We start from the raw sequence: 23516 nt of genomic DNA, 5'->3' as shown, positions 1-23516 counted from the left end.
CTCGCATAGATCGTTTCAGATCGAAAGAACAAGCATAAAAAGATGGAAAAGGCAACTCACATTCCGGCCCGATGCGACGTTTCGGGAAGCGTTATGAATCTCCTCCGGTCGCTGCACATCGACCACATTTTTCTGGTCCCCGGAAAGATGGTTTATCCGTTGCTTGACGCGATGGACAAGACGCCAGAAATTCGTGGCATCGTTGCCGCGCACGAGACCGGCAGTGCCTTCATGGCCGACGGTTACGCACGAGCCAGTCGCAAGTTCGGTGTGTGTCTCGCCATCTCCGGGCCCGGCACGATGAATCTCGTTCCCGGCATGGCCGCCGCCCTCGCCGATCGGATCCCGGTTCTCTATCTTGCCGGCGGCATATCGTCCAACGCCGAGGGAAAAGGTGCGTTCCAGGACGGTACGCTGGGAGGCATCGCCGAAAGCAGCGTGGTGCAAAGTCTCGTCGACGACATTGTCGAACTGAAAAACAAGCACAACCTTCTGGCGGAAATGCGTCGGGCTACCGACGGTCTGAACTGGATGCGACGTGCCCGTTCGTTCATCAGCATCCCGCTCGACGTTCAGCAGCAACCGGTGCCGGTCCCGCACGATCGAATGCAACGCCCCTACGCCCAAAGCATCGTGGACGTGAACCACGTCCCGGCCAACCCGGTCGCGGTGCAAGCACTTTGCAAGCAATATCTCTTTCAGGAAAAAAAGGTCGCATTTCTCGTCGGTGGTCGCGGAAACGATCCGGAGACTGCAAAGGTCCTGCTCAAGGTTGCCGAACGATTCAATATTCCGGTTGCGACGACTCTGTCCGGCAAAGGCGCCTTTCCCGAGCGGCACCCCCTTGCGTTGGGTGTTTATGGATTTTCCGGGCACACGCGAGCGGTACAACTGATCAACTCAAACGATCTCGATGCACTCGTCGTACTTGGTTGCGATCTCAACCAACGCGACAGTCTGAATTGGAGCGACAAGCTGAGCGCCGGCAAGGAGCTCATCATTTTCGACGACAGCTTCGATGCGCCGGCAACCGGCCACGTTCCGAGTCGAAGCATTTTCTCCGGCATTACCGCGACCATTCGAATGCTCGCGCATATGCCGGCGGTCTCCGCACAGGAATTCCAGGCGGCATTCGCCCACCGGGATGCGTGGCTCGAGCGTGTCAGGCACGTTCCGCTTTACGATCATCGCTTCGAACCTACGTCGCTCGGAAGCGCTTCCGATTCACTTTCACTCTATCCGGGCGACGTCGTCCGACGGCTCTGCGACCTCGTGCCCGACGAAACCAACGTTGTCGTCGATTCAGGCGCGCATCGAATCTTCATGGCGCACTACTGGCTCTCGTCGGGCCTCGGAAACTACTTCTCGTCGAGCGCGCTTGCCCCGATGGGTTGGGCAGTCGCAGCCGGGATTGGTGTCAAGCTCGCCGCCCCGCATCGCCCCTGCCTCGTGGTCACCGGGGACGGCTGCATGCTGATGCACGGAATGGAGATTCAAACCGCGGCCCGTTACGGGGTCAAGGTGATCTTTATCGTCCTGAACAACTCCGCTCACGGTGCGATTCACATCGACGCCATCACCAAGCGAACCGTCGCAGAGCAGTTCAGCAAGTTGCCTCGCCACGACTGGACACGGTTCGCCGAATCGGTGGGCGTGCCGGCACGCCAGGTCGATTGCCTGGCCGGGCTCGAGCAGGCCGTCGGCGACGCATTGGCATGCGACGGGCCCTTCGTCATTGAAGTGGCCGTCGGTGTCTTCCCGTCGCCAAACCGTTACTACGCCGAATCCTCGACGGCAGCACAAACGAAGCACGAGCAGGTCGACGCATTTGCCACTTCGCCTGTCGCAGCAATCGACACCCCCGAGTGCATCGATTGATGTTGAAAGAACCTGAACGATACGGGACGTTGGAAAGAATGAACCAGACGAAGTGGCCCATCCGTTTTCTAGCGGCTGCAATCAGTGCGCTGTCACTCGCATCCGGCGCGCAAGCGTCCGAGGAAGGGGTGACGGTCGTGCCGCTCGCGCACACATCGCAATCATGGGATGGTGCCTACTACACGCATTATCCGGAAGGTACGCCGCTCATCGACGTGCAGCACGTGCGAATCCCTGCTCACACGACGCTTCCGTGGCATAGCCACGGTGTGGTCAACGCCGTCTATCTGTTGAGCGGCAAGCTCACCGTCGAGAAAAAGAACGGTGAATCCCGGACGACGTTTACCGCAGGACAGGTCATCGCGGACACCGTCGGAACAATCCACCACGGCTATACGACCGACGAACCGGCCGAGATGGTCGTGTTCTTTGCCGGCGCCAAGGGGCAACCCCTGCGCACCCTGGAACAAAACTGACTCAAAGAGCATAGAGCATGTCTGAAATCGTCGTTATCTCCATCAACGTAGCGAAGGCCGGAAAGGAAGCCGAGCTCGAAGCCCTGCTGAGCAGCCTCGTCGCCCCGACCCGAAGCGACCCGGGCATGATCCGATACGAACTCAGTCGCGACCTGCGGAATCCCGGCATCTTCGTCTTCCACGAGATCTGGGAAAGTCAGGAAGCGCTCGACGGGCACCTGAATACGCCACATATCGCCACCTACCGCGCGCTTGTTCCGGATCTCGTCGAGCGCAAGGAATTGCTCATCACCAGAAAGGTCCAGTAACGCATACGGATGTGTGAAGGAACGCCGGTTCCGGAGACGGCTCGGCTTCCTTGCATCCTCTCCCGCTTCCATCAGGCTGTATCTCCCTCCCCGATCTCCATCGCGTCAACCCGCTATCCCGGACCGCGACCGATCCGAATCAAAGCACCATGCAATCCCCAGCCAAAACGCCGGCTACCGTCGGCGCGTCGTCTCTTGTTCCGGCAGAACTGCCCTCCGTCTCCACCATACCCACGCCGTCCGCATCGCCACGCCCGTTCGGTCAGTCGCTGGCCGCCATGACAGGTATCGGGATCGTCAATATGCTCGTCGCGCTCGATCAAACCACCGTCAGCACGGCGCTGCCACAGATCGTCGCAACATTGGGCGGCTTCGAGTGGTACACGTGGATAGCGACCGCGTATCTGCTGACGTCGTTGATTACCGTACCGATTTTCGGTCGACTGGGTGACTACTACGGGCGCAAACCATTCGTCATCGGCGCAATCGCGACGTTTACCGCGGCCTCCGTCCTGTGTGCATCCGCCCCGAACATGGCTACGCTCGTCGCCGCACGAGCGCTTCAGGGCATCGGTGCCGGGATGATGACGGGGACCGCGTTCGCCTCCATACCGGATCTGTTTCCCGCGCCGCTGGAACGCGCCCGATGGCAGGTCGTACTCGCTGCGGCCTATGGCATCGGTACCGCCGCGGGGCCGTCCCTTGGCGGATGGCTGACCGATCAATACGGCTGGCGCTCGACATTCCTGATCAACTTGCCGGTCGGGTTCGCGGCGCTCTACTTCACACAACGCTATCTCCCGCGCCTCGCCCCGTCGTCGGGAACGCGAATCCGTATCGACATCGCCGGAGCGCTGGTGCTCTCCTTGTTGCTGGGATGCATGTTGTTCGCGTTCAGCAGCGAGCTTGGCGAAGCGTCGACACAACTGCGCTGCATCGCAATCGCCAGCCTGCCCGTGCTTGTCGCATTGTTCGTGCGTTGCGAACGGCGCGCAGCAGCACCGCTGGTCCCCCTCGACCTGCTGCGCAATCGACGCATCCTGACGTTGCTCGGGCTTTCGTTTCTGACCGGCGCGGTGATGTTTTCGACGATCTTCTATGCGCCATTGCTGCTCCAGAGCGGCTTCGGACTGTCCGCTACGGCGGCTGGCAGGCTATCGACGCCGCTTGCCGGGTCGATAGCCGTCGGCAGTCTGTTCAACACGGCAATCGTCACACGCGTCGAGCGCCCTGCGATCATCGTGCTCACCGGCTTCTCGATGCTCGTGCTCGCCTGCTATGGCTTGTCGCTCGTCGCGCTGACGAACACGCATGCGCTTCTGATCGTTTCGTTGTTCGGGGCAGGCGTCGGCCTGGGGCTTATCCTCAACAACGTCAACATCTTCACGCAGGAGATCGCGGGAAAAGCACGTGTCGGTATCGCGACATCGCTCATCCAGTCCACACGGATGATCGGCGGGATGGTGGGGCTATCCACGCTCGGCGCCTGGGTATCGACCCACTACAAGGTCGGTGCGGTTCAGGCACTGAACACCCTGGGCGTGACGACTGTCGACCGGCACCTGAACAGCCTGCTGGGAGACCCCCAACTGCTCATCGACCCAAAGAAGCAGTCCGCGATCATCGAATCGATGTCCGGTGCACCGTTCGCGGGCCAGCACGTCATCGGCGCATTGCGCGGTGTCTTCAGCGACGTCCTGCACACCGGATTCCAACTGACCGCTGGAGCCGCCCTCGTCGCCCTTCTGACCACGCTGACCATTCTCGAAGTCCGGTTCGGCTCAGCGTCGAACAACGATGGTGCGCGTCACAACGCAACGTAAAACATCTGCGACCTGCACGCTCCCGAGTGTGCGCCGGTCGCTTGCGCCTTCTTGAGCCATGACAACCCGACCACAACTGCCAAACACATTTCAGGATTTCCTGCTGTTGATCGCCCGCGTGCTGATCGTTGCACTTTATTTGAAAATCGGGATTCCAAAGTTGATGGACTTCGGCGGAGCAATCGCCTACATGAGCCGCATCGGCGCACCCATGCCGATGCTGGCAGCGGCGATCCTGATCGCAATGGACGTCGTCGTTGCGATCGCGATTCTGATCGGATTCCATACCCGACCCGTCGCGTTGCTGCTCGCACTCTATACGCTCGCCGCCGCGATTATCGGTCACCCATTCTGGTTGACGGATGGCTCCCAGCAGATGAACAACATGATTCATTTCTACAAGAACCTGTCGATCATGGGGGGGCTTCTCGCGCTCTGTGCCGCGGGCCCGGGACGCTTTTCGGTCGACCGCGGCTGACAGTTCGCCGGACCGGAGGCCAGGCGCAAATGCGCTGGGCACACCCGCTGGAGGCAATCCACGTACGCGGGCCGGCGGCGCAAGCCGTAGCCCGCGCACGATACCGCATCAGCCGGTGTCGTCCCGCCCAATCATCAGACCCCCGAATATCTCCCATCCGATAACGCGATTTCCGGTATCGATCGCGCGCCCCTAGACTGGCTACGCAGTCGCGACGCCGCGCCGCCGCACGGCAACGCGACACGCCCCCACAATAACGATTCCGGGAGATAAGCCATGTCGGACCGGCACGCGCGCCGCGGCGCGCTCAAGACACTCGGCCTCGCGGCCGGCACCGCGCTGCTCGTCGCCGCGCGCCACGCCCAGGCCGCCGCGCCCGAAACAGGCGCCTTGCTGCCCGGCGGCGCCGCGCACCTCGCCGACCTCACGCGCCGCCTCGCGGCCGCGCCGAGGCGGCGCGACTTCAAGACGGTGCCGATGATCCTCGAACGCCCCGACCAGTGGGATCACACGGCGCTCGCCGAAGTGACCGGCTATCGCGGCGGCCCGAAGCAGGTGTGGGACAACACCGAACTCGGCGGCCCGTGGCTGAACCTGATGCGCAATTCGCTGAACGCGCAGATCTGGTCGTACGGTCATCCGGATTTCCTCGTCGTGTCGGCCACGCACGGCAGCGCGCATCTCGCGCTGTTCGACCAGGCCGCGTGGGACAAATACGGCCTCGCGAAACTGGCCGGCGCCGCGTTCCCGACCAACACGCTGCTCGACGCGAAACCCGCGCAATCGAAAGGCGCGCAGGATCACGAGCTGCCCGACGGCGCGTTCTCGTCGCACGACAACAGCATCGCCGCGCTGCAGCAGCGCGGCGTCGTGTTCCTGTCGTGCCACAACGCGATCTGGGAACTCGCGGAGCGGCTCGACGGCGCGAACGCGAATCCCGACAAGCTGCCGCTCGACGCGCTCGCGGCCGACCTGACCAACCACGTGATCCCGTCGGCGATCGTCACGCCGGGCGCGGTCGGCACGCTGCCCGAATTGCAGCAGGCCGGTTTCACGTACGCGAAATGACGCACGCCATGACCTCGATCCTCACGCATTCGCCGTCGCGCCGCCGGCGGCGCGCGCTGCACGCCGCGCTGGCAGGCTGGCTGTGCTGCGCGTCGGCGCTGTCGCTCGCCGCGCCCGCCGACACCGCTACGAGCATCTTTCCGCCCTGGCAGGACGGCCGCAACAATGACGCAACGCAACGCGGCCTCGAATTCACGGTGCCGCAGGTCGACGTGCTCGCCGATTTCCACGGCGACCTCACCGCGCCGAAGCTCGTGCTGTTCGTCGGCGGCAACTACTTCTTCGCGATGGCGCCGCTCGTCGCGAAGTTCGAGGAAGACCACCCCGAATACCGCGGCCGCATCTACTGGGAAACGATCCCGCCCGGCCTGCTCGTGAAGCAGATCCACGCGGGCGGCACGATCACGGTCGGCAACATGACGTGGACGGTCAAGCCGGACGCGTATTTCGCCGGGCTCGGCAAGATCGACGGGCTGATCGCGGACGGCACGCTCGCGGGCCCGGCCGTGCCGTACGTGACGAACCAGTTGGCGATCATGGTGCGCGCCGGCAATCCGAAGCGCATCGCGTCGCTGAACGATCTCGCGCGGCCCGACGTAAAGCTCGCGATGCCGAACCCGGCGTTCGAAGGCGTCGCGCGGCAGATCCGCGCGTCGCTCGTGAAAGCCGGCGGCGATGCGCTCGCACGCACCGTCTACGACGACAAGGTGCGCGCCGGCACGACCGAACTCACGCACATCCACCACCGGGAAACCGCGCTGTTCCTGATGCAGGGGCGCGCGGACGCGGGCGTGCTGTGGCAATCCGAGGCGGCGTTCCAGGAACAGGTCGGGCATCCGCTGATGCACATCGACATTCCGGCCGCGCAGAATACGACAGCGATCTACGCGGGGGCAATGGTGAAGGACGCGCCGCATCCGGAAGCCGCGCGCGCATGGCTCGCGTTCATCCGGTCGCCGGAGGCATTCCGGATTTTCCAGCGCTACGGCTTCGGCCGATACGATGCGGCGACACCAGCGCAGCACCTCGCGCCGGCGGAGGACGGGCCCGCCGCAGGCTGACGGCCCGGGCCGAACGCGCGGCTGCATGACAGCAAGCACGCACGCGAAAGACAACAAGGAGGGGACACGTGAACGACAAGATCGACACACGGCGACACCGGCTCGCTCCGCTGCTGCTTGCCGCTGCAGCGCTGCTGGCCGGTCACGCGCGCGCGGACGACGCGACGCTCGGCAAGACGCTCGCGACACAGGGCTCGGCGACGGGCGTCGCCGCCTGCATCGGCTGCCACGGCAGCCAGGGCGAAGGCAACGCGGCGGCCGGTTTCCCGCGCCTCGCGGGCACGAATGCCGCGTATCTGTCCGCGCAGCTCGTCGCGTTCGCGGACGGCAGCCGCCAGAACCCGGTCATGCAGCCGCTCTCGAAACTGCTGTCGCCGCACGAGCGCGACGCGGTATCCGCGTACTTCGCGAGCCTGCCCGCGCCGGCCGGCGTCGTCACCCCCGACGACACGTCGATCGATCCGGCGAACACCGGCGCGTGGCTCGCGACGCGCGGGCGCTGGTCGCAGAGCCTGCCTGCGTGCGCGCAATGCCACGGCCCCGGCGGCCTCGGCGTGGGCACCGCATTTCCGCCGCTCGCGGGCCAGCCGGCCGCGTATATCGCCGGCCAGTTGAACGGCTGGAAACACGGCACGCGCCCGCCCGGGCCGATGGCGCTGATGCCGATGATCGCCGGCAAGCTGTCCGACGCCGACATCGACGCGGTGGCCGCCTACTATGCGCGCGGCGGCGCCGCACAAGGAGACAAGCGATGATCGACCGCACGACGCTGATCCGCCGCGCCCGCGCGACGCTGCTCGGCGCGGCCTGGATGCCCGCGCTCGCGTTCGCGGCGGCGCCGCAGGACGCACCGGCCGCCGCCTCCGCACCGGTGGCAACCCCATCGGCAGCCAGGCCATTCGCGCCGCCCGCCGAATCCGCAATCCCCGCCGACGGCTTCGGCAAGACCGTGAAGCTCGGCGAGCAGATCTTCCTGCACACGCCCGAGTTCGCGGGCAAGTACGTCGGCAACAAGCTGACCTGCGCGAGCTGCCACCTCGACGCGGGCCGCCGGCCCGATTCGAGCCCGATGTGGGCCGCGTACCTGCTGTATCCGGCCTACCGCAGCAAGAACGGCCACGTGAACACGTTCGCCGAGCGCCTGCAGGGCTGCTTTCAGTACAGCATGAACGGCAAGGCGCCGCCGGCCGGCGACCCGATCCTCGTCGCGCTCGAAACGTATTCGTACTGGCTCGCGAAGGGCGCGCCGGTCGGCACGAAGCTGCCGGGGCAGGGTTTCCCGAAACTGCCGCCGCCCGTACAGAAGGCCGATTACGCGCGCGGCGCCGCCGTCTACACGCAGCACTGCGCGCTGTGCCACGGCGCGGACGGCCAGGGGCAGTCGAGCGGCGGCAAGCCGGCGTTCCCGGCGCTGTGGGGCGCGCGCTCGTTCAACTGGGGCGCGGGGATGGGCGACATCCGCAATGCGGCCGGCTTCATCAAGGCCAACATGCCGCTCGGGCTCGGCGGCACGCTGACCGATCAGGAGGCGTGGGACGTCGCGACCTTCATGGACAGCCACGAACGTCCGCAGGACCCGCGCTTCACCGGCTCCGTGCAGGACACGCGCGCGAAGTTCCACGATTCGCCCGACTCGATGTACGGGCTCAGCGTGAACGGCCGCGTGCTCGGCGCGCCCTGACGTTCGCCCCGCCCGGCCGGCTCGGTCACGGATGCCAGCGATACACGACGATGCTCGACCCGTTGTAGTTGTCCTTCGTGATCACGTACTCGCCGGTCGAGCGCAGGTAGGCACGGACGCCGTACATCGAGTCGACGTCGTTGCCGACGTCCATCGCCGACGTGTTCGAATTCGTCAGCGTGGTGACGAGCGCGCCGCTGTTCAGGTCGAACACGTCGATGTTCGGCACCGTGTGCACGTAACCGACGAACAGGTAGTGGCCGGCCGCCGCGATCGACTTCGGATTCGCACTCGTCAGGTTGATCACCGGATTCGGCGCACTCGTGTTGCCGTTCTTCCAGCCGTGATAGACCTCGATGTGCCCGTTCATCGCGGTCCAGTCCCAATTGCCGGCGAGGCCCTGCGCGAGGATCATCGTGTCGCTGTCCGCCTGGTAGATGATGCGCGTGACCGGCGCCACGGTGCTCGGCACCGGCGTCGTCGTCGGCTTGCCCCATGACGGCTTGCCGGTCGCGTCGAAGCCCGTCATCGGGAAGCGGGAAAGCACGTTCGATCCGTTCAGCCCGGCCCACACGTCGCCGTTTCCGTCGATGTCGAAACCGGCCGTCACCTGGAGCGTCGTATTGAACGGCTTGCCGGGCAGCGAGCCGGCCGGAATCGCGATATAGCCGCTTGCCGTGTTGAAGTAATAGAAGTTGAAGTTGCCCGGGTTCTGCCCCGACGCGACGAGGATCCGGTTGCCGCCGACCGTCACGAGCTGGCCGAAATGCTGGCCGCGCTGATAGTCGTTCATGTCGAGGCGCGGGTCCTTCGGATAGGTGAACGGGTCGACCGTGTTCGCGACGAACGTGCCGCCCGCCCCTCCCGTGTACACGTTGTTGCCGCTGTAGAAGAATGCGCCGTCGGTCGCCGGATCGGGCGCGGCAATGCCCTCGAAGTTCAGCGCCTGCAGCTTCCATTGCAGCGCGCCCGTCGGGCTGTACGAATGGAGATCGGTGCTGCCGTTGCGGCCGAGATCCCAGCCGCCGCCCCATGCATTGTTCAGCACGTACAGGTTGCCGGCCGAATCCTTGCCGAGCGCCGCGACGCGCGTGAAGCGCTTGTCGCCGACCTGCCCCTTGATGCCCGTCGTCGTGTCGAGATAGCCGCCCTGCACGCCGAACGTGCCGACCTGCATCGGCAGGCCAAGCAGCCCGCTGTAGACCTTGATGTTCATGTCGGGCCCTTCGTCGCCCACCATCAACTGGCCCATCGACGCATCGAAATACAGCGACGCCGGCCGCGCGCCGGCCGCCATCTGGATCGTGTTCATCGCGGTGCCGGTCGCGCTGAACTGCGCGACGACACCCGCGCTCTTGCGTGCGACCCACAGGTTGCCGGCCGCGTCGAGCGCCAGCGCGCCCGGCCCCGACACGCCGATGTCGCGCTGCCAGACGCCATCCGTCGTGTAGACGCGCACGCGGTTGCCGTAGAAGTCGCTCACGTACAGCAGGTTGCCGGCCGTCGCGAGGCCCGTGATCACGTCCGCGTACTGGATGCCCGTCCACGTGCTGACCGGGATGCGCAGGTCGCGCAGGTTCGTGCCGCGGTTGTAGCGGCCCACCGAGCCGCTGCCGAACGTGCGGTTGTAGCCGAGCGCGACGAACAGCGACGTCGAATTGCCGGTGATCGCGCCGCCCTGGAATTCGTCGTGGATGCCGATCGTGCCGATCGGCTGGCCGTTCTGGTACATCGCGACGCCGCCCGCGTTCTCGTCCCAGCGCGACGCGGTGTAGATCACGCCCTCGGGCGCGACCCACATCGAGCGTGCGCCGTTGCCCACGTGCGCGGCCAGCGTGCCGAACGTGTTCGCGAGCCAGTCGGTCGAATATTGCACCTGCGCGTGACTCGCGGGCGCCAGCATCGCCATGCACATTCCCAGCAACGCCGCGCGAATTTGTTTCATTGACATGAATAATGCTCCCAGACGATTGTTTGTCGACACTGTAAATCGCCGCGCATGAAATATTGGTGATTCCGGCAAAAGCGCATTCGCCGTTACCCCGAATTATTCACCCCGCGCTTTATTGCCGTCCGGTGCTTTTTCGTCAACGAAGGTCAAACCCGCCAACCACGCCGCAACGGCCCACCGGCAGCGCGATTCCGGCGCTTTTCCCGGCATTTTCTTCCGAGTCGCCCAATGCGAATGCGTCATTTTTTCTGATATGCCGCATTGCCTTTCAATTCCCCGGAAATCGTTTCAATGATTACAAATCGAAATTGAAATGAAAGAGAAAAAATATTATCCGGCTCGATCGTCTTTTCACGAGCTTGCGGATCGGATGTATCGCGCGGGTGGCGACAGGAAGCGAGGAAGGGAGAGGAGGAATGCGGCGGAGAAAGCCGCGCGCCGGCCGTGCCGGCACGCGGTCGCGATCGTTCAGTTCGCGTTGTCGAACGTCGGGCCGTCCCAGCCGTCGAGGTATTTCGGCAGCGCGTCGACGACGTCGAACACGCGGTGCCGGTAGAACAGATGCATCGTCGGCTGCAGGTCGCCGGGCAGTTGCCCGCCGTGCGCACGCGCGGTCAGGCTGTTCGGCACGACGCGCATGCCGAGCCGGTTCGTCCCGAACACGATCTCGCCGCACGACACGCACCACGTGCGCGACATCGACTTCGCCGGATGCGGGAACGTCGAGCCACTACCGTCGACGGCAACCTGCTCCGGCGGCCACGCGGTCGCGGACAACATCGGCGTGCCGTAGAAATCGCGGCAGGTCGCGCAATGGCAGTTCGCACGCGCCGCCGGCTCGCCGCGCAGCGTAACGGTGATCGCACCGCACAGGCAGCTCGCGGATTGCGTTCGGGTCATGTCGCCTCCTCGAAACAGGGAGGCGACAGTATAGGAGCATGGCTGCAACGTTGCGACCGCAACGACCGCTGCGTCGGCAGCGTCAGAACTTCTGGCGCAGCCCGAGGCTGACGATCGCCTGCGAGCGCGAGTCGGACGAGTGACCGTTCGCCTTGTCGGACACCGACGCGGTCGCGGCCACCGGCCGGCCGAGCGCGTCGAGCGTCATGCCCGATGCATGCTGGTACGCGCCGAGCAGGTAAACGCTGGTGCGCTTCGACAGGTCGTAGACGGCGCCGAGCGTGACGTTGTGGTACTGCGCGCGGTCGTCGACGCCATCGACATCGCTGCCGCGCGTGTAGCTGTAGCCCGCGAACAGTTGGGTCTGCGGCCGCACGTTCCAGCGCGTGAACACACCCGCGACGTTGAACGTCGCGTGGCCCGTGAACAGCGATTGACCACCGCTGCGGTACTGCACGTTGCTGTAGTTCACACCGACGACGGCCGGGCCGAAGTCGTAAGTCGCGCCGGTCGCGATGACCTGCTGCGATTGCGCACTCGCATAACCCTCGTTGATCGACGAGTTGAACAATCCGTCGTCGGTGCTTTGCCACTTACCGGCCGTCGGGTCGGTCGCGCCCGTCTTGCTGTTGTCCGAGCGCTCGTAACCGACGCCGACCCGCAGCGGGCCCGCCGCGTACGCCGCGCCGACGCTCCACGTGTTGCGCTGCTTCATGCTGCCCGGCTGGCCGCCGAAGCCGTACAGCGCACCGAACGTGAAGCCCGAGTAGTTGGCGCTCGTGTACTTGATCGCGCTGTCCACACGCGCGGTCTGGTCGAGATCGTCGATGTCGCCCGGGTGCGCGCCGAACCCGCCGATGAACGACGACGGGCCGACCGGGCTCACGAAGTCGTCGAGCGACGTGTACTGGCGGCCGAGCGTGACCGAACCGTAGCGGTCGCTGCCGATGCCGACGAACGCCTGGCGGCCGAACTGGCGGCCACCCTGCCCCGACGTGCCGTTCGTGATGTCGAAGCCGTTCTCGAGGACGAACAGCGCGCGCATCCCGCCGCCGAGATCCTCGGAACCCTTGATGCCCCAGCGGCTGCCGGACAGGTTGCCGGTCGTGAGCCCAACGCTCGAATGCCCGGTGTACGCGCCTGCCGAGCCGACCCGTTCGTTGCTGCGATAGGTCACGCCCGCATCGACGATGCCGTACAGCGTGACGGAGCTTTGCGCGGATGCGATGCCCGCGAGCGAGAGCAGCAGCGGCGCTGCGATCAGTTGCTTGTTCATGGTTGTCGTGTCTCCGGGCGGTGAACCCGTTGTTCTGGCTGACTGTTGCGAGTAGCGCGCGGGCGGCGAGATCCGCCGGCAGTGCGAGGCCGGCGGGCATGCCCGCTGCGGCCGCCATCGTAATTGGAACCGGTTCCGTTCGAAACCGGAATAATGAAAACAGTTTCTTGCCAAAATCGAGATAGTCGAAAACGCGACCGGGCGCTTGGCTGTCGTGCCTGTACAGCGCGGGCCGGCGCACCCGATAATCGAGCGCACGCCTACCGTCGGGAGTTCCTTCATGCATGAAACGACCCTGCTGATCTTCGCCGCCGTCGCATTCGTCGGCATCGCGACACCCGGCCCGACCGTGCTGCTCGCGCTGACCAACGGCTCGCGTTACGGCGTGCGCCGCGCGGCCTGGGGTTTCGCGGGCGCGATGCTGTCCGACTTCGTGCTGATCGTGGCGGTCGCGCTCGGCCTCGGCGCGCTGCTGATGGCGTCGGCGTTCTGGTTCTCGGTGGTGAAGTGGCTCGGCGCCGCGTACCTCGCGTATGTCGGCATCCGGCTGCTGACGTCGAAGGGTTCGCTCGACGTCGCCGCCGCGCACGGCGGCGCGGCGCCCGAGCGCAACGCGTCGATCTTCGCGAAGAGCTTCCTGACCGCGGTGACGAACCCGAAGGGCTATCTGTTCTTTTCCGCGTTCCTGCCGCAGTTCCTCGATCCGTCCACGCCGCTCGCGCCGCAATACGTCGCGCTCGCGGTCACGTTCGCGCTGCTCGACGGCGTCGTGATGTTCGGCTACGCGCTGCTCGGCGCACGCGCGGTGCGGCTGCTCAAGCGCGCCGGCGCGCTGTGGCTCGAACGCACGTGCGGCGCGATGCTGCTCGCGCTCGCCGGCTCGCTGGCGTTGTATCGGCGTCATGCCGCGTAGCGGTCGGTTCCGATGAGAATCGCCGCACCGCCTCGTTCCCGCTTTCCCGGGCTGTCGCTCAGGCAGCTCGAACGCGCCGATCTCGACGCGTGGTACGCGTACCTGTCGAACCCCGACGTCGTCCGCCACACGAGCTGGAACCTGCGCTCGCGCGACGATCTGCTGCCGCTGTTCGACAGCATCGAATCGGCCGGCCCGGATTCGATCCGGCGTCTCGCGATCGTCGACACCGCATCGGGTGCGCTCGCCGGGACGATCGGGCTGCATACCGTATCCAGCGCGAACCGCTCGGCGGAGATCGCGTACGATCTCGCGCCATCACACTGGGGGCGCGGAATCGCGAGCGCGCTGTGCGCGGCCGTCACCGCGTGGGCATTCGCGGAGGGCGGCTTCATGCGCATCCAGGGCGTCGTGCTGACCAGCAACACCGGCTCCGCGCGCGTGCTGCAGAAGTGCGGATTCCGCTACGAAGGGTTGTTGCGCGCGTACCGGATGGTGCGCGGCACGCCGGGCGATTTCGCGATGTACGCGCGCCTCGCGACCGACTGACGCGCACCACGCGGCATCGCCGCCCGCGCCATTGGACAGGCCGCGCCGAATTGGCGACAATCGCCGTTCCCCTCCTCGACGCTCCGCCATGAAAATCGCCGCGCTCTCCGACATCCACGGCAATCTCGCCGCGCTCGACGCGGTGCTCGACGACGTCCGCCGCCGCGGCGCCGACGTGATCGTCAATCTCGGCGACATCGTGTCGGGCGCGCTCCATCCGGCCGAGACGGCCGACCGCCTGATCGCGCTCGACCTGCCGACCATCAAGGGCAATCACGAACGGCAACTGCTCGGCAGCGATCGCGAGTCGATGCGACTGTCGGATCGCTGGGCGCACGACACGCTGTGCGCCGATCATCTCGCATGGATCGCCGCGCTGCCCGAACGCGTGACGCTCGGCGACGACGTGCTGATGGTGCACGGCACGCCGGCCAGCGACCTCGTCTACTTCCTCGAAACGGTCACGCCCGACGGCTGCCGCGCGGCAACGCCCGATGAAATCGCGCAGCGCGCGGGCGACGAGCCGGCGTCGCTGATCCTGTGCGGCCACACGCACGTGCCGCGCACGGCCAAGCTCGACGACGGCCGGCTGATCGTCAACCCGGGCAGTGTCGGGCTGCAGGCGTACACGGACGACCTGCCGCATCCGCACCGCATCGAGACGGGCTCGCCGCATGCACGCTACGCGATGGTGTCGCGCACGGCGGCCGGCTGGAACGTCGAATTCCATGCAGTCGAATACGACTGGCATACGGCCGCCGCCACCGCGGCATCGCGCGGGCGCGACGACTGGACCGTCGCGCTGCGCACCGGCCGGTGCTGACGCACTCGCGCCGCGCCGTCACCCCGCTTCATCGATCGGAAAACCGACTCGCCATGCCCGTTCCGTCGCAACTGCTCTTCCTGCCCGGCGCCTCGGGCAGCACCGCCTTCTGGCAGCCGCTGGCCAGCCTGCTGACGCATCCGGCCGAGCGGCGGATCGTCGCTTATCCGGGCTTCGGCGACACGCCGCGCGATCCGGCCGTCGACGATTTCGACAGCCTCGTCGGTCATGTGCTCGAGACGATCGACCGGCCGACCGCCGTGATCGCGCAATCGATGGGCGGCGTGATCGCGATGCGCGCGGCGCTCGACAAGCCTGACCTCGTCACGCACCTGGTGCTGACGGTCACGTCCGGCGGCCTCGACATGGAGGGGCTCGGCGCACAGGACTGGCGCACCGGTTTTGCCGAAGCGAACCCGCAGTTGCCCGACTGGTTCATGACGTTTCGCGCCGACCTGTCGCAGGACATCGGCCGCATCGCGCAGCCGACGCTGCTGCTGTGGGGCGACGACGATCCGATCAGCCCCGTCGCGGCCGGCCGGCGCCTGCTCGAACGGCTGCCCGATGCGCGGTTGCATGTGGTGCCGGGCGGCCGCCACGATCTCGCGGCCGTGCATGCGCAGGCGCTCGCACCGCTCGTCGATGCGCATCTGCCGCGCGTGTGACGGAACGCGCTGCGGCTTCAGCTTCGGCTTCGGCCGAGGTATGAACATGAAACCGCGACGCACACGCGCTGCGTCGTATCACCCCGCATTCCTGAGCGTCAGCCTGGCCTCCAGCCCGCCGCCATCCGGCCGGTTGGCCAACGTGAGCGTGCCGCCCATCGCGAGCGCGAGTTGCCGCGCGATGGCAAGACCGAGCCCCGTGCCGCCCGTCTCGCGATTGCGCGATGTCTCCACGCGCCGGAACGGTTCGAACACCGCGTCGAGCTGATCGTCCGGGATGCCGGGCCCGCGATCGAGCACGGCGATGACCGCGCCGCCGTCCGGCGCGGTCTGCACGTCGATCTCGGCCGCGCCCGCGAACTTCAGTGCATTGTCGACGAGGTTGCCGACGATGCGGCGCAGCGCCTTCGGACGCGTGACGAGCGCGAGCGGCGCGCGGCTGTGCAGCGCGACGTCCTGCCCGGCATCCGTGTAGTCGCACACGATGCTGTCGAGCAGCGCATCGAGATCGATGCGGCGCGCAGCCTCCTCGGTGCCGTGCAGCGTGCGCGCGTACGCGACGCCCTCCTTCACCAGGTGCTCCATCTCGATCAGGTCCTGGCGCATCTTCGCGCCCTGCGCGTCGTCGTCCATCACGTCGACGCGCAACCGCATCCGCGTGATCGGCGTCTGCAGGTCGTGCGAGATCGACGCGAGGATCTGCATGCGCTCGGCCATGTACTGCGCGATGCGGTCCTGCATCGCGTTGAACGCCCGGGCAGCGCGCGCGACCTCGGACGGCCCGCCCTCGTTCAGGCGCTCGCCCTTCAGGTCGGGGCCGAGCGCGTCGGCGGCCTGCGCGAGCTGCTTGAGCGGGCGTGTCGCGAGCCGCACCGCGAGCCAGCAGCACGCGGCCAGCACCGCGAGCTGCAGCACGAGCACGACCGGCAGCCAGCCCGACAGCGGCACCGTCGACATCGGATGGATGTCGATCGTCAGCGGCGACCCGTCGGTCAGGCGCAAATGCACCTGCAGATGCTCGCGGTCGCCGGGGATCGCGTTCGCGGTCAACGGATAGTCGCCGCCGATGCCGTCGGAAATCGACCGCTCGACACGCGCCGACAGCCGCGCTTCCGGCGGCGTGCCGGTCTCGCCGGGCCCGAGGATGAACGCATAGCTGCGCCGCCCGAGGCGCGGCAGCCACGCGGCCCGCTCGGCGGGCGACAGGTGATCGAGCAGCGCGACCGAGCTCGCGACCTCGCGTTCGATGTAGCCCATCATCAGGTTGGTGGTCGCCTGGTCGCGCTCGGTCATGGTGAGCCAGAACGACAGCGTCTGCGCGAGCGCGAGGCCCACGCACAGGATCAGCGCGAGCCGCGCGAACAGCGAGCGCGGCCAGTGCCACGGCGTGCGCGCGCTCATGGCGTACCGTCGACGGCGGTCACGGTCGACGAGAACACATAACCTTCGTTGCGCAGCGTCTTGATGTAGCGCGGCTCGCGCGCGCCGTCGCGCAGGCGCTGGCGCAGCCGGCTCACGAGCAGGTCGATCGAGCGGTCGAACGGATCGGACTGCCGCCCCTGCGTGAGGTTGAGCAACTGGTCGCGCGTCAGCACGCGTTGCGGATGGTCGAGAAACACGCGCAGCAACCGGTATTCGGCGCCGCTCAGCGCGACCAGCGTGCCTTCGGTATCGAGCAGGTGGCGCCCCGTCGTGTCGAGCCGCCATTCGCCGAACGCGAGCATCTCGGCCGTTTCCGTCACCTGCATGCCGGGCGGCAGCATGCGCGCGCGGCGCAGCACCGAGCGGATCCGCGCGAGCAGCTCGCGCACCGCGAACGGCTTGGCGAGGTAGTCGTCGGCGCCCATCTCGAGGCCGATGATGCGGTCGGTTTCCTCGCCGCGCGCGGTCAGCATCAGCACCGGCACTGTGCGGAACTTGCCGGCGCGCAGGTCGCGGCACAGCGTGAGGCCGTCCTCGCCCGGCAGCATCAGGTCGAGCACGATCAGGTCGGGCGCGCCGTCGTCCAGCACGTTGCGCATCTCGCGGCCGTTCGCGGCCAGCGACACGCGCATGCCGTTCTTCTCCAGGTAGTCCGCGATCAGTTCGCGGATCGCGCGATCGTCGTCGACGATCAGCACGTGGTCGATCTTGTCCATGAGTCGGTATCGGGTATCGGTGTCGTGGTGTTCGGGCTGGCGATGTCCGCTTTTATACCGCACGGCGGGCACGCGTTTGTATCCCAATGTATCGCGCCGCCGTGACGACACACAACATTGCACACGCGTGGCTTGCCGGACACATCGCAGATACGTCGGCGCAGCTTAATGGGGCCTGTCGAACGAAACCCGTCCGGCCGCCGCGCCCGAGCGGCGGCCTCCCGATCAGGAGAACGCCATGCTGCCCCGACTCAAGACCGCCGCCCTCGTCATCGCCCTCGCCGCCACGGCCGGGCTCGCCGCCTTCGCGGGCACCCGCGACGACGCGGGCCCGCAGGCGTCGATGCCCGGCACGTCGGCGCCCGACTTCACGGGCATCGACCGCTGGCACAACAGCGCGCCGCTGACGCTCGGCCAGTTGCACGGCAAGGTCGTGCTCGTCGATTTCTGGACGTACTCGTGCATCAACTGCATTCATACGATTCCGTACGTGAAAGACTGGTACCGCAAGTATCGCGACCAGGGGCTCGTCGTGGTCGGCGTGCATACGCCCGAATATCCGTTCGAGCGCGACGCGGGCAACGTCGCCGATGCGATCAAGCGCTTCGGCATCCAGTATCCGGTCGCGCAGGACAACCGCTACGACACGTGGCGCGCGTACGGCAACCAGTACTGGCCCGCGCTGTACCTGATCGATGCGAACGGGAAGGTCGTCTATACGCGTTATGGCGAAGGCGAATACGACAAGACGGAGGCGGCGATTCGCGGTGCGCTCGCGCAGGCCGGAGAAGGAACGAAGGGCACGACGCGCACGCAGTAGCCTGGCGGGAGCGCGGGCCCTCGCCCGCGCGTGTCTCGTCTGCTCAGCCGCGCTTTGCGTCGGCCGCCGCCAGCATCGCTTCCCCGATCGCGAGGTTGCCGTCCGCGACCAGCGCGTCGCCGGCGCCGCGGATATCGGCCTCGGCCTTGTTCTGCCCGAGCTTGCGCTTGCCGACGAACCGCGTGATCTCGATCTGCAGCCCGACGATCGCCTGCAGCATCGTGTCGAGATAGTCCTGCGGCGCGTCGCCCATCTTCCACGGCACCGGCTGCGACGCCTCGTGCGTGCGCGTCAGCCGGGCGACCACGCCGCGCACGAACTTCTCGTCGTCGCGCACCGTGATGCGGCCGTGCGCATGCACGACCACGTAGTTCCAGGTCGGCACCTGCCGGTGCGCCACGTGCTTGCTCGGATACCAGTTCGGCGAGATGTACGCGTCGCCGGCGCGGAAGATCACGAGCACCTCGTCGCCGTTCGCGACGTCCTGCCAGACCGGATTCGCGCGCGCGACGTGCGCATGCAGCTCGCCGAGCCCACCGCCGTTAACGTCGGGCAGCAGCTCGAACGGAATGTGATTCGCGTCGAGCCCGTTCTTCCCGTGCGTGATCAGGCTGCCGAACGGGTGCTGCACGATCAGCTCGCGCAGCGCGTCGGGGTTGGGCTCGTTGAAATCGGCGGGGACGTACATGTCGGCTCCACGGTCGTGCAGGGTTGGAAATGGAACAGGCGCGGGCCCGTCGTCCGCCGATTGTGATCCCAAACTGGTTTATGCTGTAGAGCCGGTTTGGAACAATTTCAGCAGACCAGAATCATGGCAAGAACGGCCCGGATCGTCGAAATCCCGTCGCTCGGCGCGCTCGATCGTGCGGCTGGCGACCTGAGCCGCCAGCTCGCGCAGGCACTGCGCGAAGCCGTGCGCCGCGGCGACGTCCGTCCGGGCGACACGCTGCCGTCCACGCGGCTGCTGGCGGCGGCGCTGCAGGTCGCGCGCGGCACCGTCGTCGACGCGTATGCGCAGCTCATCGCCGAAGGCTTTCTCGAATCGCGCGGCGGCGCGGGCACGCGGATCGCGAACGCGCTCGCCGAACCGCCGCCCGTCAACGACCCTGAAGCACCTGCCCCGCGCGGACGCCCGGCGCCCGCCGGGCTGCCCGAACCGGCCGCCACCTTCGCTCGGATTGCCCGCGAATTCCTTCCGTTGCCGGCGATGCCGTTCGCGATCTCGGTGCCGGTCGGCCTCACCGCGCCCGACGACATCTGGCGCCGGCTCGGCAACCGCCTGCGCGCGCGCGGCGCCGGCGCGCCGTCCGGCTATGCCGATCCGCAGGGCGCGCTGCCGCTGCGCGAGGCGATCGCCGACTACGTGCGCCGGTCGCGCTCGGTGCGCTGCCATGCCGGCCAGGTCGTGATCACGAGCGGCACGCAACAGGGGCTGCATCTCGCGAGCCAGGTGCTGCTCGGCGCGAACGATCAGGCGTGGGTCGAGAATCCGGCCTATCGCGGCATCACCGCGCTGCTCGAAAGCACCGGGCGGCGCGACGCAATGGTGCGTGTGCCGGTCGATGCCGACGGCATCGACGTCGACGCCGGCATCCGCCTCGCGCCGCATGCGCGTGCCGCGTTCGTCACGCCGTCGCACCAGTACCCGCTCGGCATGCCGCTGAGCATGGCGCGGCGCAACGCGCTGCTCGCGTGGGCGCGCACGCATCGCGCGTGGGTGGTCGAGGACGACTACGACAGCGAGCTGCGCTACGAGGGCTACCCGTTCCCGTCGCTGCAGGGTCTCGACCCCGACCGCGTGATCTATCTCGGCACCTTCAGCAAGATCCTGTTTCCGTCGCTGCGGCTCGGCTACGTGATCGTGCCCGACGATCTCGTGCCCGCGTTCTGCGGTGCGCGCGTGCTGATGGATCGCCATGCGCCGACCGCCGACCAGCACGTGCTGGCCGCGTTCATCGCGGAAGGTCATCTCGACCGGCACATTCGCCGCGTGCGCGGCGTGTATGCGGAGCAGCGCGCGCTGCTGATCGACACGCTCGGCGCGCGGCTGCCGCGCGAACGCGCGTGGGTGCAGCCGGGCGACCAGGGAATGCACGTCGTGCTGTGGCTTGCCGAAGGGATCGACGATCTCGACGTGGTCGCGCGCGCGGCGCAGGCCGGCGTCGCGGTGCGCGCGGTGTCGCCGATGTTCGCGCCGGGCACGGCGCGCCCGGGGCTCGTGCTCGGCTTCGGCGGGTTCGGGCGCGCGCAGATGGAGGCGGCCGCGCAGCGGCTCGCGGACGTGGTTTCGTCGGAAGAATCGCGGCCGCATACGCGGTAAAAGGTTGTCCGCGGGCAACAAACGTAATCGTCTGTAAATCCTGCAAGCAAACGGCCGTTTCGGCCACCGGCACACGTGCGCCGTTTGCTAGGATCGCGCCTCTTCCGTCCACGCTCCTGCCGCCGTGAATCGCTTCGTGCCGTATCTTCGAGACGCGTGGGCCCGCTGCCGCGCCCGCGTCGCGCCGCTCGCCGCCGCCTGCCGCACGCGCGCCCGCGCACTGTGTGCCGGCGCGCTGCAGCGCCTGCGTCATCCGACGCGGCGCGGCGTGGCGCTGACGCTCGCCGCGATTCCCGTACTGGGCCTGCTGGTCCTGCTCGCGTTCGTGCCGTTCACGCCGAGCATCGGCGACATCCGCAAGGCGCGCATCGACCGCCCCGCGCGCGTGCTGTCGGCCGACGGCGAACTGATCGCCGAGTTCCGGCCGGTCAACCGCGAATGGGTGCCGCTCAAGCAGATCTCGCCGCACATGGTCGACGCGCTGATCGCGACCGAGGACCATCGCTTCTACGCACACCACGGCATCGACTGGCGCCGCACGATCGCGGCCGGGCTGCACACGTTCTCGGGCGACCGCCAGGGCGGCTCGACGATCACACAGCAGCTCGCGCGCAACCTGTACCCGGACGAAGTCGGCCGTTCGCTGACGCTCACGCGCAAGGTGAAGGAGCTGATCACCGCGTTCAAGATCGAATCGGTGTACAGCAAGGACGAGATTCTCGAAACCTACCTGAATACGGTGCCGTTCCTGTACAACGCGTACGGCGTCGAAATGGCCGCGCGCACCTACTTCGGCAAATCGGCGGACCAGCTCGACACCGTCGAAAGCGCGACGCTCGTCGGGATGCTGAAGGGCAACAGCTACTACAACCCGGTGCTGAATCCGGAACGCGCGGTACAGCGGCGCAACATCGTGCTCGGTCGGATGGCGCAGATGGGCATGCTGTCGCCGCAGCAGCTCGCGCAATTGCAGCGCCGGCCGCTGCGCGTCGACTTCGAACCGCAGACGGCGCAGCCCGGCCTTGCCCCGCACTTCGCGGTGCAGCTGCGCAAGTGGCTGATCGCGTGGGCCGACCGCAACAACTACGACCTTTACTCGGACGGCCTCGTCGTGCGCACGACGCTCGACGCGCGGCTGCAGGACATGGCGACGCAGGCGCTGACGCAGCAGACCGACCGGCTGCAGGCGATCGCCGACAGCGCGTGGCGCGGCCCGTCCGGCTGCGGGCTGCGCAACGACCTGTTCCGCGGCTTCATCCGCCAGACGCCCGACTATCGCCAGGCCCGCGACGCCGGGCTCGCCGATGTGGCGGCGCTGAAGCAGCTCGGCGCGAACCGCGCGTTCGTGCGCGCGCTGTGTGAGCGCAAGACGCAGGTGCAGGCCGGCTTCGTCGCGATCGATCCGCGCAACGGCGCGATCAGGGCGTGGGTCGGCAGCCCCGATTTCGGCAGCGAGCCGTTCGATCACGTCGCGCAGGCGCGGCGCCAGCCGGGCTCGACGTTCAAGCCGTTCGTCTATGGCGCCGCGTTCGCGGACGGCATGCGACCCGCCGATACGTTCATCGACCGCCCGGTCGCGATTCCCATCGACGGCCGCGCCGTCTGGCGCCCGACCGATGCGGAGCCGCCGACGGGCGAACCGATGACGCTGCGCGACGCGCTCGCGCTGTCGCGCAACCGCATCACCGCGCAGGTGATGCAGCACGAAGGCGCCGCGAGGGTCGTGCAGCTCGCGCGCGCGATGGGCGTACGCGACAGCCCACTCGACGCGGTGCCGTCGCTCGCGCTCGGCACGAGCCCCGTCACGCTGAAGGAGATGGTGTCCGCGTACGGCACGATCGCGAATCGCGGCGTGTACGTCGCGCCGCAGATGATCACGCGCATCGAGGATCGCGACGGCAAGGTGCTCGCCGCGTTCGCCAGCGCGCCGCCCGAACGCGCGTTGCCGGCGCCTGCCGCGCAGACGCTCGTCGACGTGATGCGCGATGTCGTCGATTACGGCACCGGCGCCGACATCCGCTCGCGCTACGGAATCCGCGTCGACGTCGCCGGCAAGACGGGCACGACGCAGGACAACGCGGACGGCTGGTTCATCCTGATGCATCCGCAACTGGTGGCCGGCGCATGGGTCGGCTTCGACGACGGCAGCGTGACGCTGCGCAGCGACTACTGGGGTGCGGGCGCGCACAGCGCGCTGCCGATCGTCGGCGGTTTCTACGATGCGGCGCTGCGTTCGCGGGCGATCGATCCGCGTGCGCAGTTCTCGCCCGACTTCCGGCCGCGCAGCGCGCCGGCGCCCACGCCGAGGCACCGCCCGCATCCCGGCCTGTTCGACTGGCTGAGGTTCTTCCGCTAAGCGTGATGCCGGCGGGCGCGACGGCTGCGCGT

Annotated in this window: 22 protein-coding genes; 16 read left to right on the top strand and 6 right to left on the bottom strand. The window is 67.2% G+C overall.

Annotation, left to right across the window (positions count from 1 at the left end; all coding sequences use genetic code 11):
- Positions 1 to 42: 42 nt before the first annotated feature.
- The 9 genes from ACTRWB_RS35685 (at position 43) to ACTRWB_RS35645 (ending at position 8773) form a co-directional block, all read left to right on the top strand.
- Positions 43 to 1878, top strand: a complete 1836-nt coding sequence (locus tag ACTRWB_RS35685) for a thiamine pyrophosphate-binding protein (RefSeq protein WP_446904652.1) — start codon at positions 43 to 45, stop codon at positions 1876 to 1878.
- A gap of 38 nt (positions 1879 to 1916) precedes the next feature.
- On the top strand, positions 1917 to 2354 hold the full coding sequence (locus tag ACTRWB_RS35680; protein ID WP_053077661.1) for a cupin domain-containing protein: 438 nt from the start codon (positions 1917 to 1919) through the stop codon (positions 2352 to 2354).
- Positions 2355 to 2371: 17 nt separating this feature from the next.
- On the top strand, positions 2372 to 2662 hold the full coding sequence (locus ACTRWB_RS35675; RefSeq protein ID WP_446904651.1) for a putative quinol monooxygenase: 291 nt from the start codon (positions 2372 to 2374) through the stop codon (positions 2660 to 2662).
- A gap of 149 nt (positions 2663 to 2811) precedes the next feature.
- Entirely contained in the window at positions 2812 to 4485 is a 1674-nt protein-coding gene (locus ACTRWB_RS35670; RefSeq protein ID WP_446904650.1) for an MFS transporter, read from the top strand.
- Between the two features lie 58 nt (positions 4486 to 4543).
- A complete protein-coding gene (locus ACTRWB_RS35665; protein WP_446904649.1) occupies positions 4544 to 4963 on the top strand; it encodes a DoxX family protein in 420 nt (139 codons plus the stop codon).
- 276 nt (positions 4964 to 5239) lie between these two features.
- Positions 5240 to 6031, top strand: a complete 792-nt coding sequence (gene tetH / locus ACTRWB_RS35660) for a thiosulfate dehydrogenase (protein WP_446904648.1) — start codon at positions 5240 to 5242, stop codon at positions 6029 to 6031.
- Positions 6032 to 6039: 8 nt separating this feature from the next.
- Positions 6040 to 7092, top strand: coding sequence for a molybdate ABC transporter substrate-binding protein (locus ACTRWB_RS35655; protein WP_446904647.1), 1053 nt, complete (start codon positions 6040 to 6042; stop codon positions 7090 to 7092).
- 68 nt (positions 7093 to 7160) lie between these two features.
- Entirely contained in the window at positions 7161 to 7847 is a 687-nt protein-coding gene (locus ACTRWB_RS35650; protein ID WP_446904646.1) for a c-type cytochrome, read from the top strand.
- On the top strand, positions 7844 to 8773 hold the full coding sequence (locus ACTRWB_RS35645; RefSeq protein ID WP_446904645.1) for a c-type cytochrome: 930 nt from the start codon (positions 7844 to 7846) through the stop codon (positions 8771 to 8773). The genes ACTRWB_RS35650 and ACTRWB_RS35645 overlap by 4 nt, the downstream gene beginning before the upstream one ends.
- A 25-nt stretch (positions 8774 to 8798) precedes the next feature.
- On the opposite strand, the gene ACTRWB_RS35640 is transcribed toward ACTRWB_RS35645, so the two are convergent.
- The 3 genes from ACTRWB_RS35640 to ACTRWB_RS35630 all read right to left on the bottom strand — a co-directional run bounded on the left by ACTRWB_RS35640 (position 8799) and on the right by ACTRWB_RS35630 (position 12900).
- Entirely contained in the window at positions 8799 to 10724 is a 1926-nt protein-coding gene (locus ACTRWB_RS35640) for an SMP-30/gluconolaconase/LRE-like region family protein (RefSeq protein ID WP_412023772.1), read from the bottom strand.
- A gap of 468 nt (positions 10725 to 11192) precedes the next feature.
- Positions 11193 to 11624, bottom strand: coding sequence for a GFA family protein (locus ACTRWB_RS35635; RefSeq protein WP_446904644.1), 432 nt, complete (start codon positions 11622 to 11624; stop codon positions 11193 to 11195).
- 82 nt (positions 11625 to 11706) lie between these two features.
- On the bottom strand, positions 11707 to 12900 hold the full coding sequence (locus ACTRWB_RS35630; protein ID WP_129515768.1) for a porin: 1194 nt from the start codon (positions 12898 to 12900) through the stop codon (positions 11707 to 11709).
- Between the two features lie 280 nt (positions 12901 to 13180).
- Between ACTRWB_RS35630 and ACTRWB_RS35625 the strand changes: the two genes are divergently transcribed.
- From ACTRWB_RS35625 to ACTRWB_RS35610, 4 genes are all read left to right on the top strand, one after another.
- Positions 13181 to 13813: a LysE family translocator gene (locus ACTRWB_RS35625; protein WP_446904643.1), complete on the top strand. Its 633-nt coding sequence runs from the start codon at positions 13181 to 13183 to the stop codon at positions 13811 to 13813.
- Positions 13814 to 13825: 12 nt separating this feature from the next.
- On the top strand, positions 13826 to 14362 hold the full coding sequence (locus ACTRWB_RS35620) for a GNAT family N-acetyltransferase (RefSeq protein WP_446904642.1): 537 nt from the start codon (positions 13826 to 13828) through the stop codon (positions 14360 to 14362).
- Positions 14363 to 14450: 88 nt separating this feature from the next.
- The gene (locus tag ACTRWB_RS35615) at positions 14451 to 15185 is read left to right on the top strand and encodes a metallophosphoesterase family protein (RefSeq protein ID WP_446904641.1); all 735 of its coding nucleotides are present in this window, start codon (positions 14451 to 14453) and stop codon (positions 15183 to 15185) included.
- A 53-nt stretch (positions 15186 to 15238) separates the two neighbouring features.
- A complete protein-coding gene (locus ACTRWB_RS35610; protein WP_446904640.1) occupies positions 15239 to 15850 on the top strand; it encodes an alpha/beta fold hydrolase in 612 nt (203 codons plus the stop codon).
- Positions 15851 to 15928: 78 nt separating this feature from the next.
- Here the strand turns inward: ACTRWB_RS35610 and ACTRWB_RS35605 are convergent, their stop codons facing one another.
- Both ACTRWB_RS35605 and ACTRWB_RS35600 read right to left on the bottom strand, forming a co-directional pair.
- Entirely contained in the window at positions 15929 to 17251 is a 1323-nt protein-coding gene (locus ACTRWB_RS35605; RefSeq protein WP_446904639.1) for an ATP-binding protein, read from the bottom strand.
- Complete coding sequence (locus tag ACTRWB_RS35600; protein WP_446904638.1) at positions 17248 to 17988, bottom strand: response regulator; 741 nt, start codon at positions 17986 to 17988, stop codon at positions 17248 to 17250. The genes ACTRWB_RS35605 and ACTRWB_RS35600 overlap by 4 nt, the downstream gene beginning before the upstream one ends.
- Before the next feature lie 238 nt (positions 17989 to 18226).
- Between ACTRWB_RS35600 and ACTRWB_RS35595 the strand changes: the two genes are divergently transcribed.
- Positions 18227 to 18808: a thioredoxin family protein gene (locus ACTRWB_RS35595; protein WP_446904637.1), complete on the top strand. Its 582-nt coding sequence runs from the start codon at positions 18227 to 18229 to the stop codon at positions 18806 to 18808.
- A 43-nt stretch (positions 18809 to 18851) separates the two neighbouring features.
- On the opposite strand, the gene ACTRWB_RS35590 is transcribed toward ACTRWB_RS35595, so the two are convergent.
- A complete protein-coding gene (locus ACTRWB_RS35590; protein WP_419688545.1) occupies positions 18852 to 19496 on the bottom strand; it encodes an FMN-binding negative transcriptional regulator in 645 nt (214 codons plus the stop codon).
- Positions 19497 to 19619: 123 nt separating this feature from the next.
- Here ACTRWB_RS35590 and pdxR point away from each other — a divergent pair, with 123 nt between their 5' ends.
- A complete protein-coding gene (pdxR, locus tag ACTRWB_RS35585) occupies positions 19620 to 21128 on the top strand; it encodes a MocR-like pyridoxine biosynthesis transcription factor PdxR (protein WP_446904636.1) in 1509 nt (502 codons plus the stop codon).
- A 124-nt stretch (positions 21129 to 21252) separates the two neighbouring features.
- The gene (locus ACTRWB_RS35580) at positions 21253 to 23484 is read left to right on the top strand and encodes a penicillin-binding protein 1A (protein WP_446904635.1); all 2232 of its coding nucleotides are present in this window, start codon (positions 21253 to 21255) and stop codon (positions 23482 to 23484) included.
- The last annotated feature ends 32 nt before the right edge of the window (positions 23485 to 23516 follow it).

The organism is Burkholderia sp. YIM B11467 (assembly GCF_052952715.1).
The sequence above is the reverse complement of the archived record's forward strand: the minus strand, read 5'-3'. Positions and strand labels throughout refer to the sequence as shown.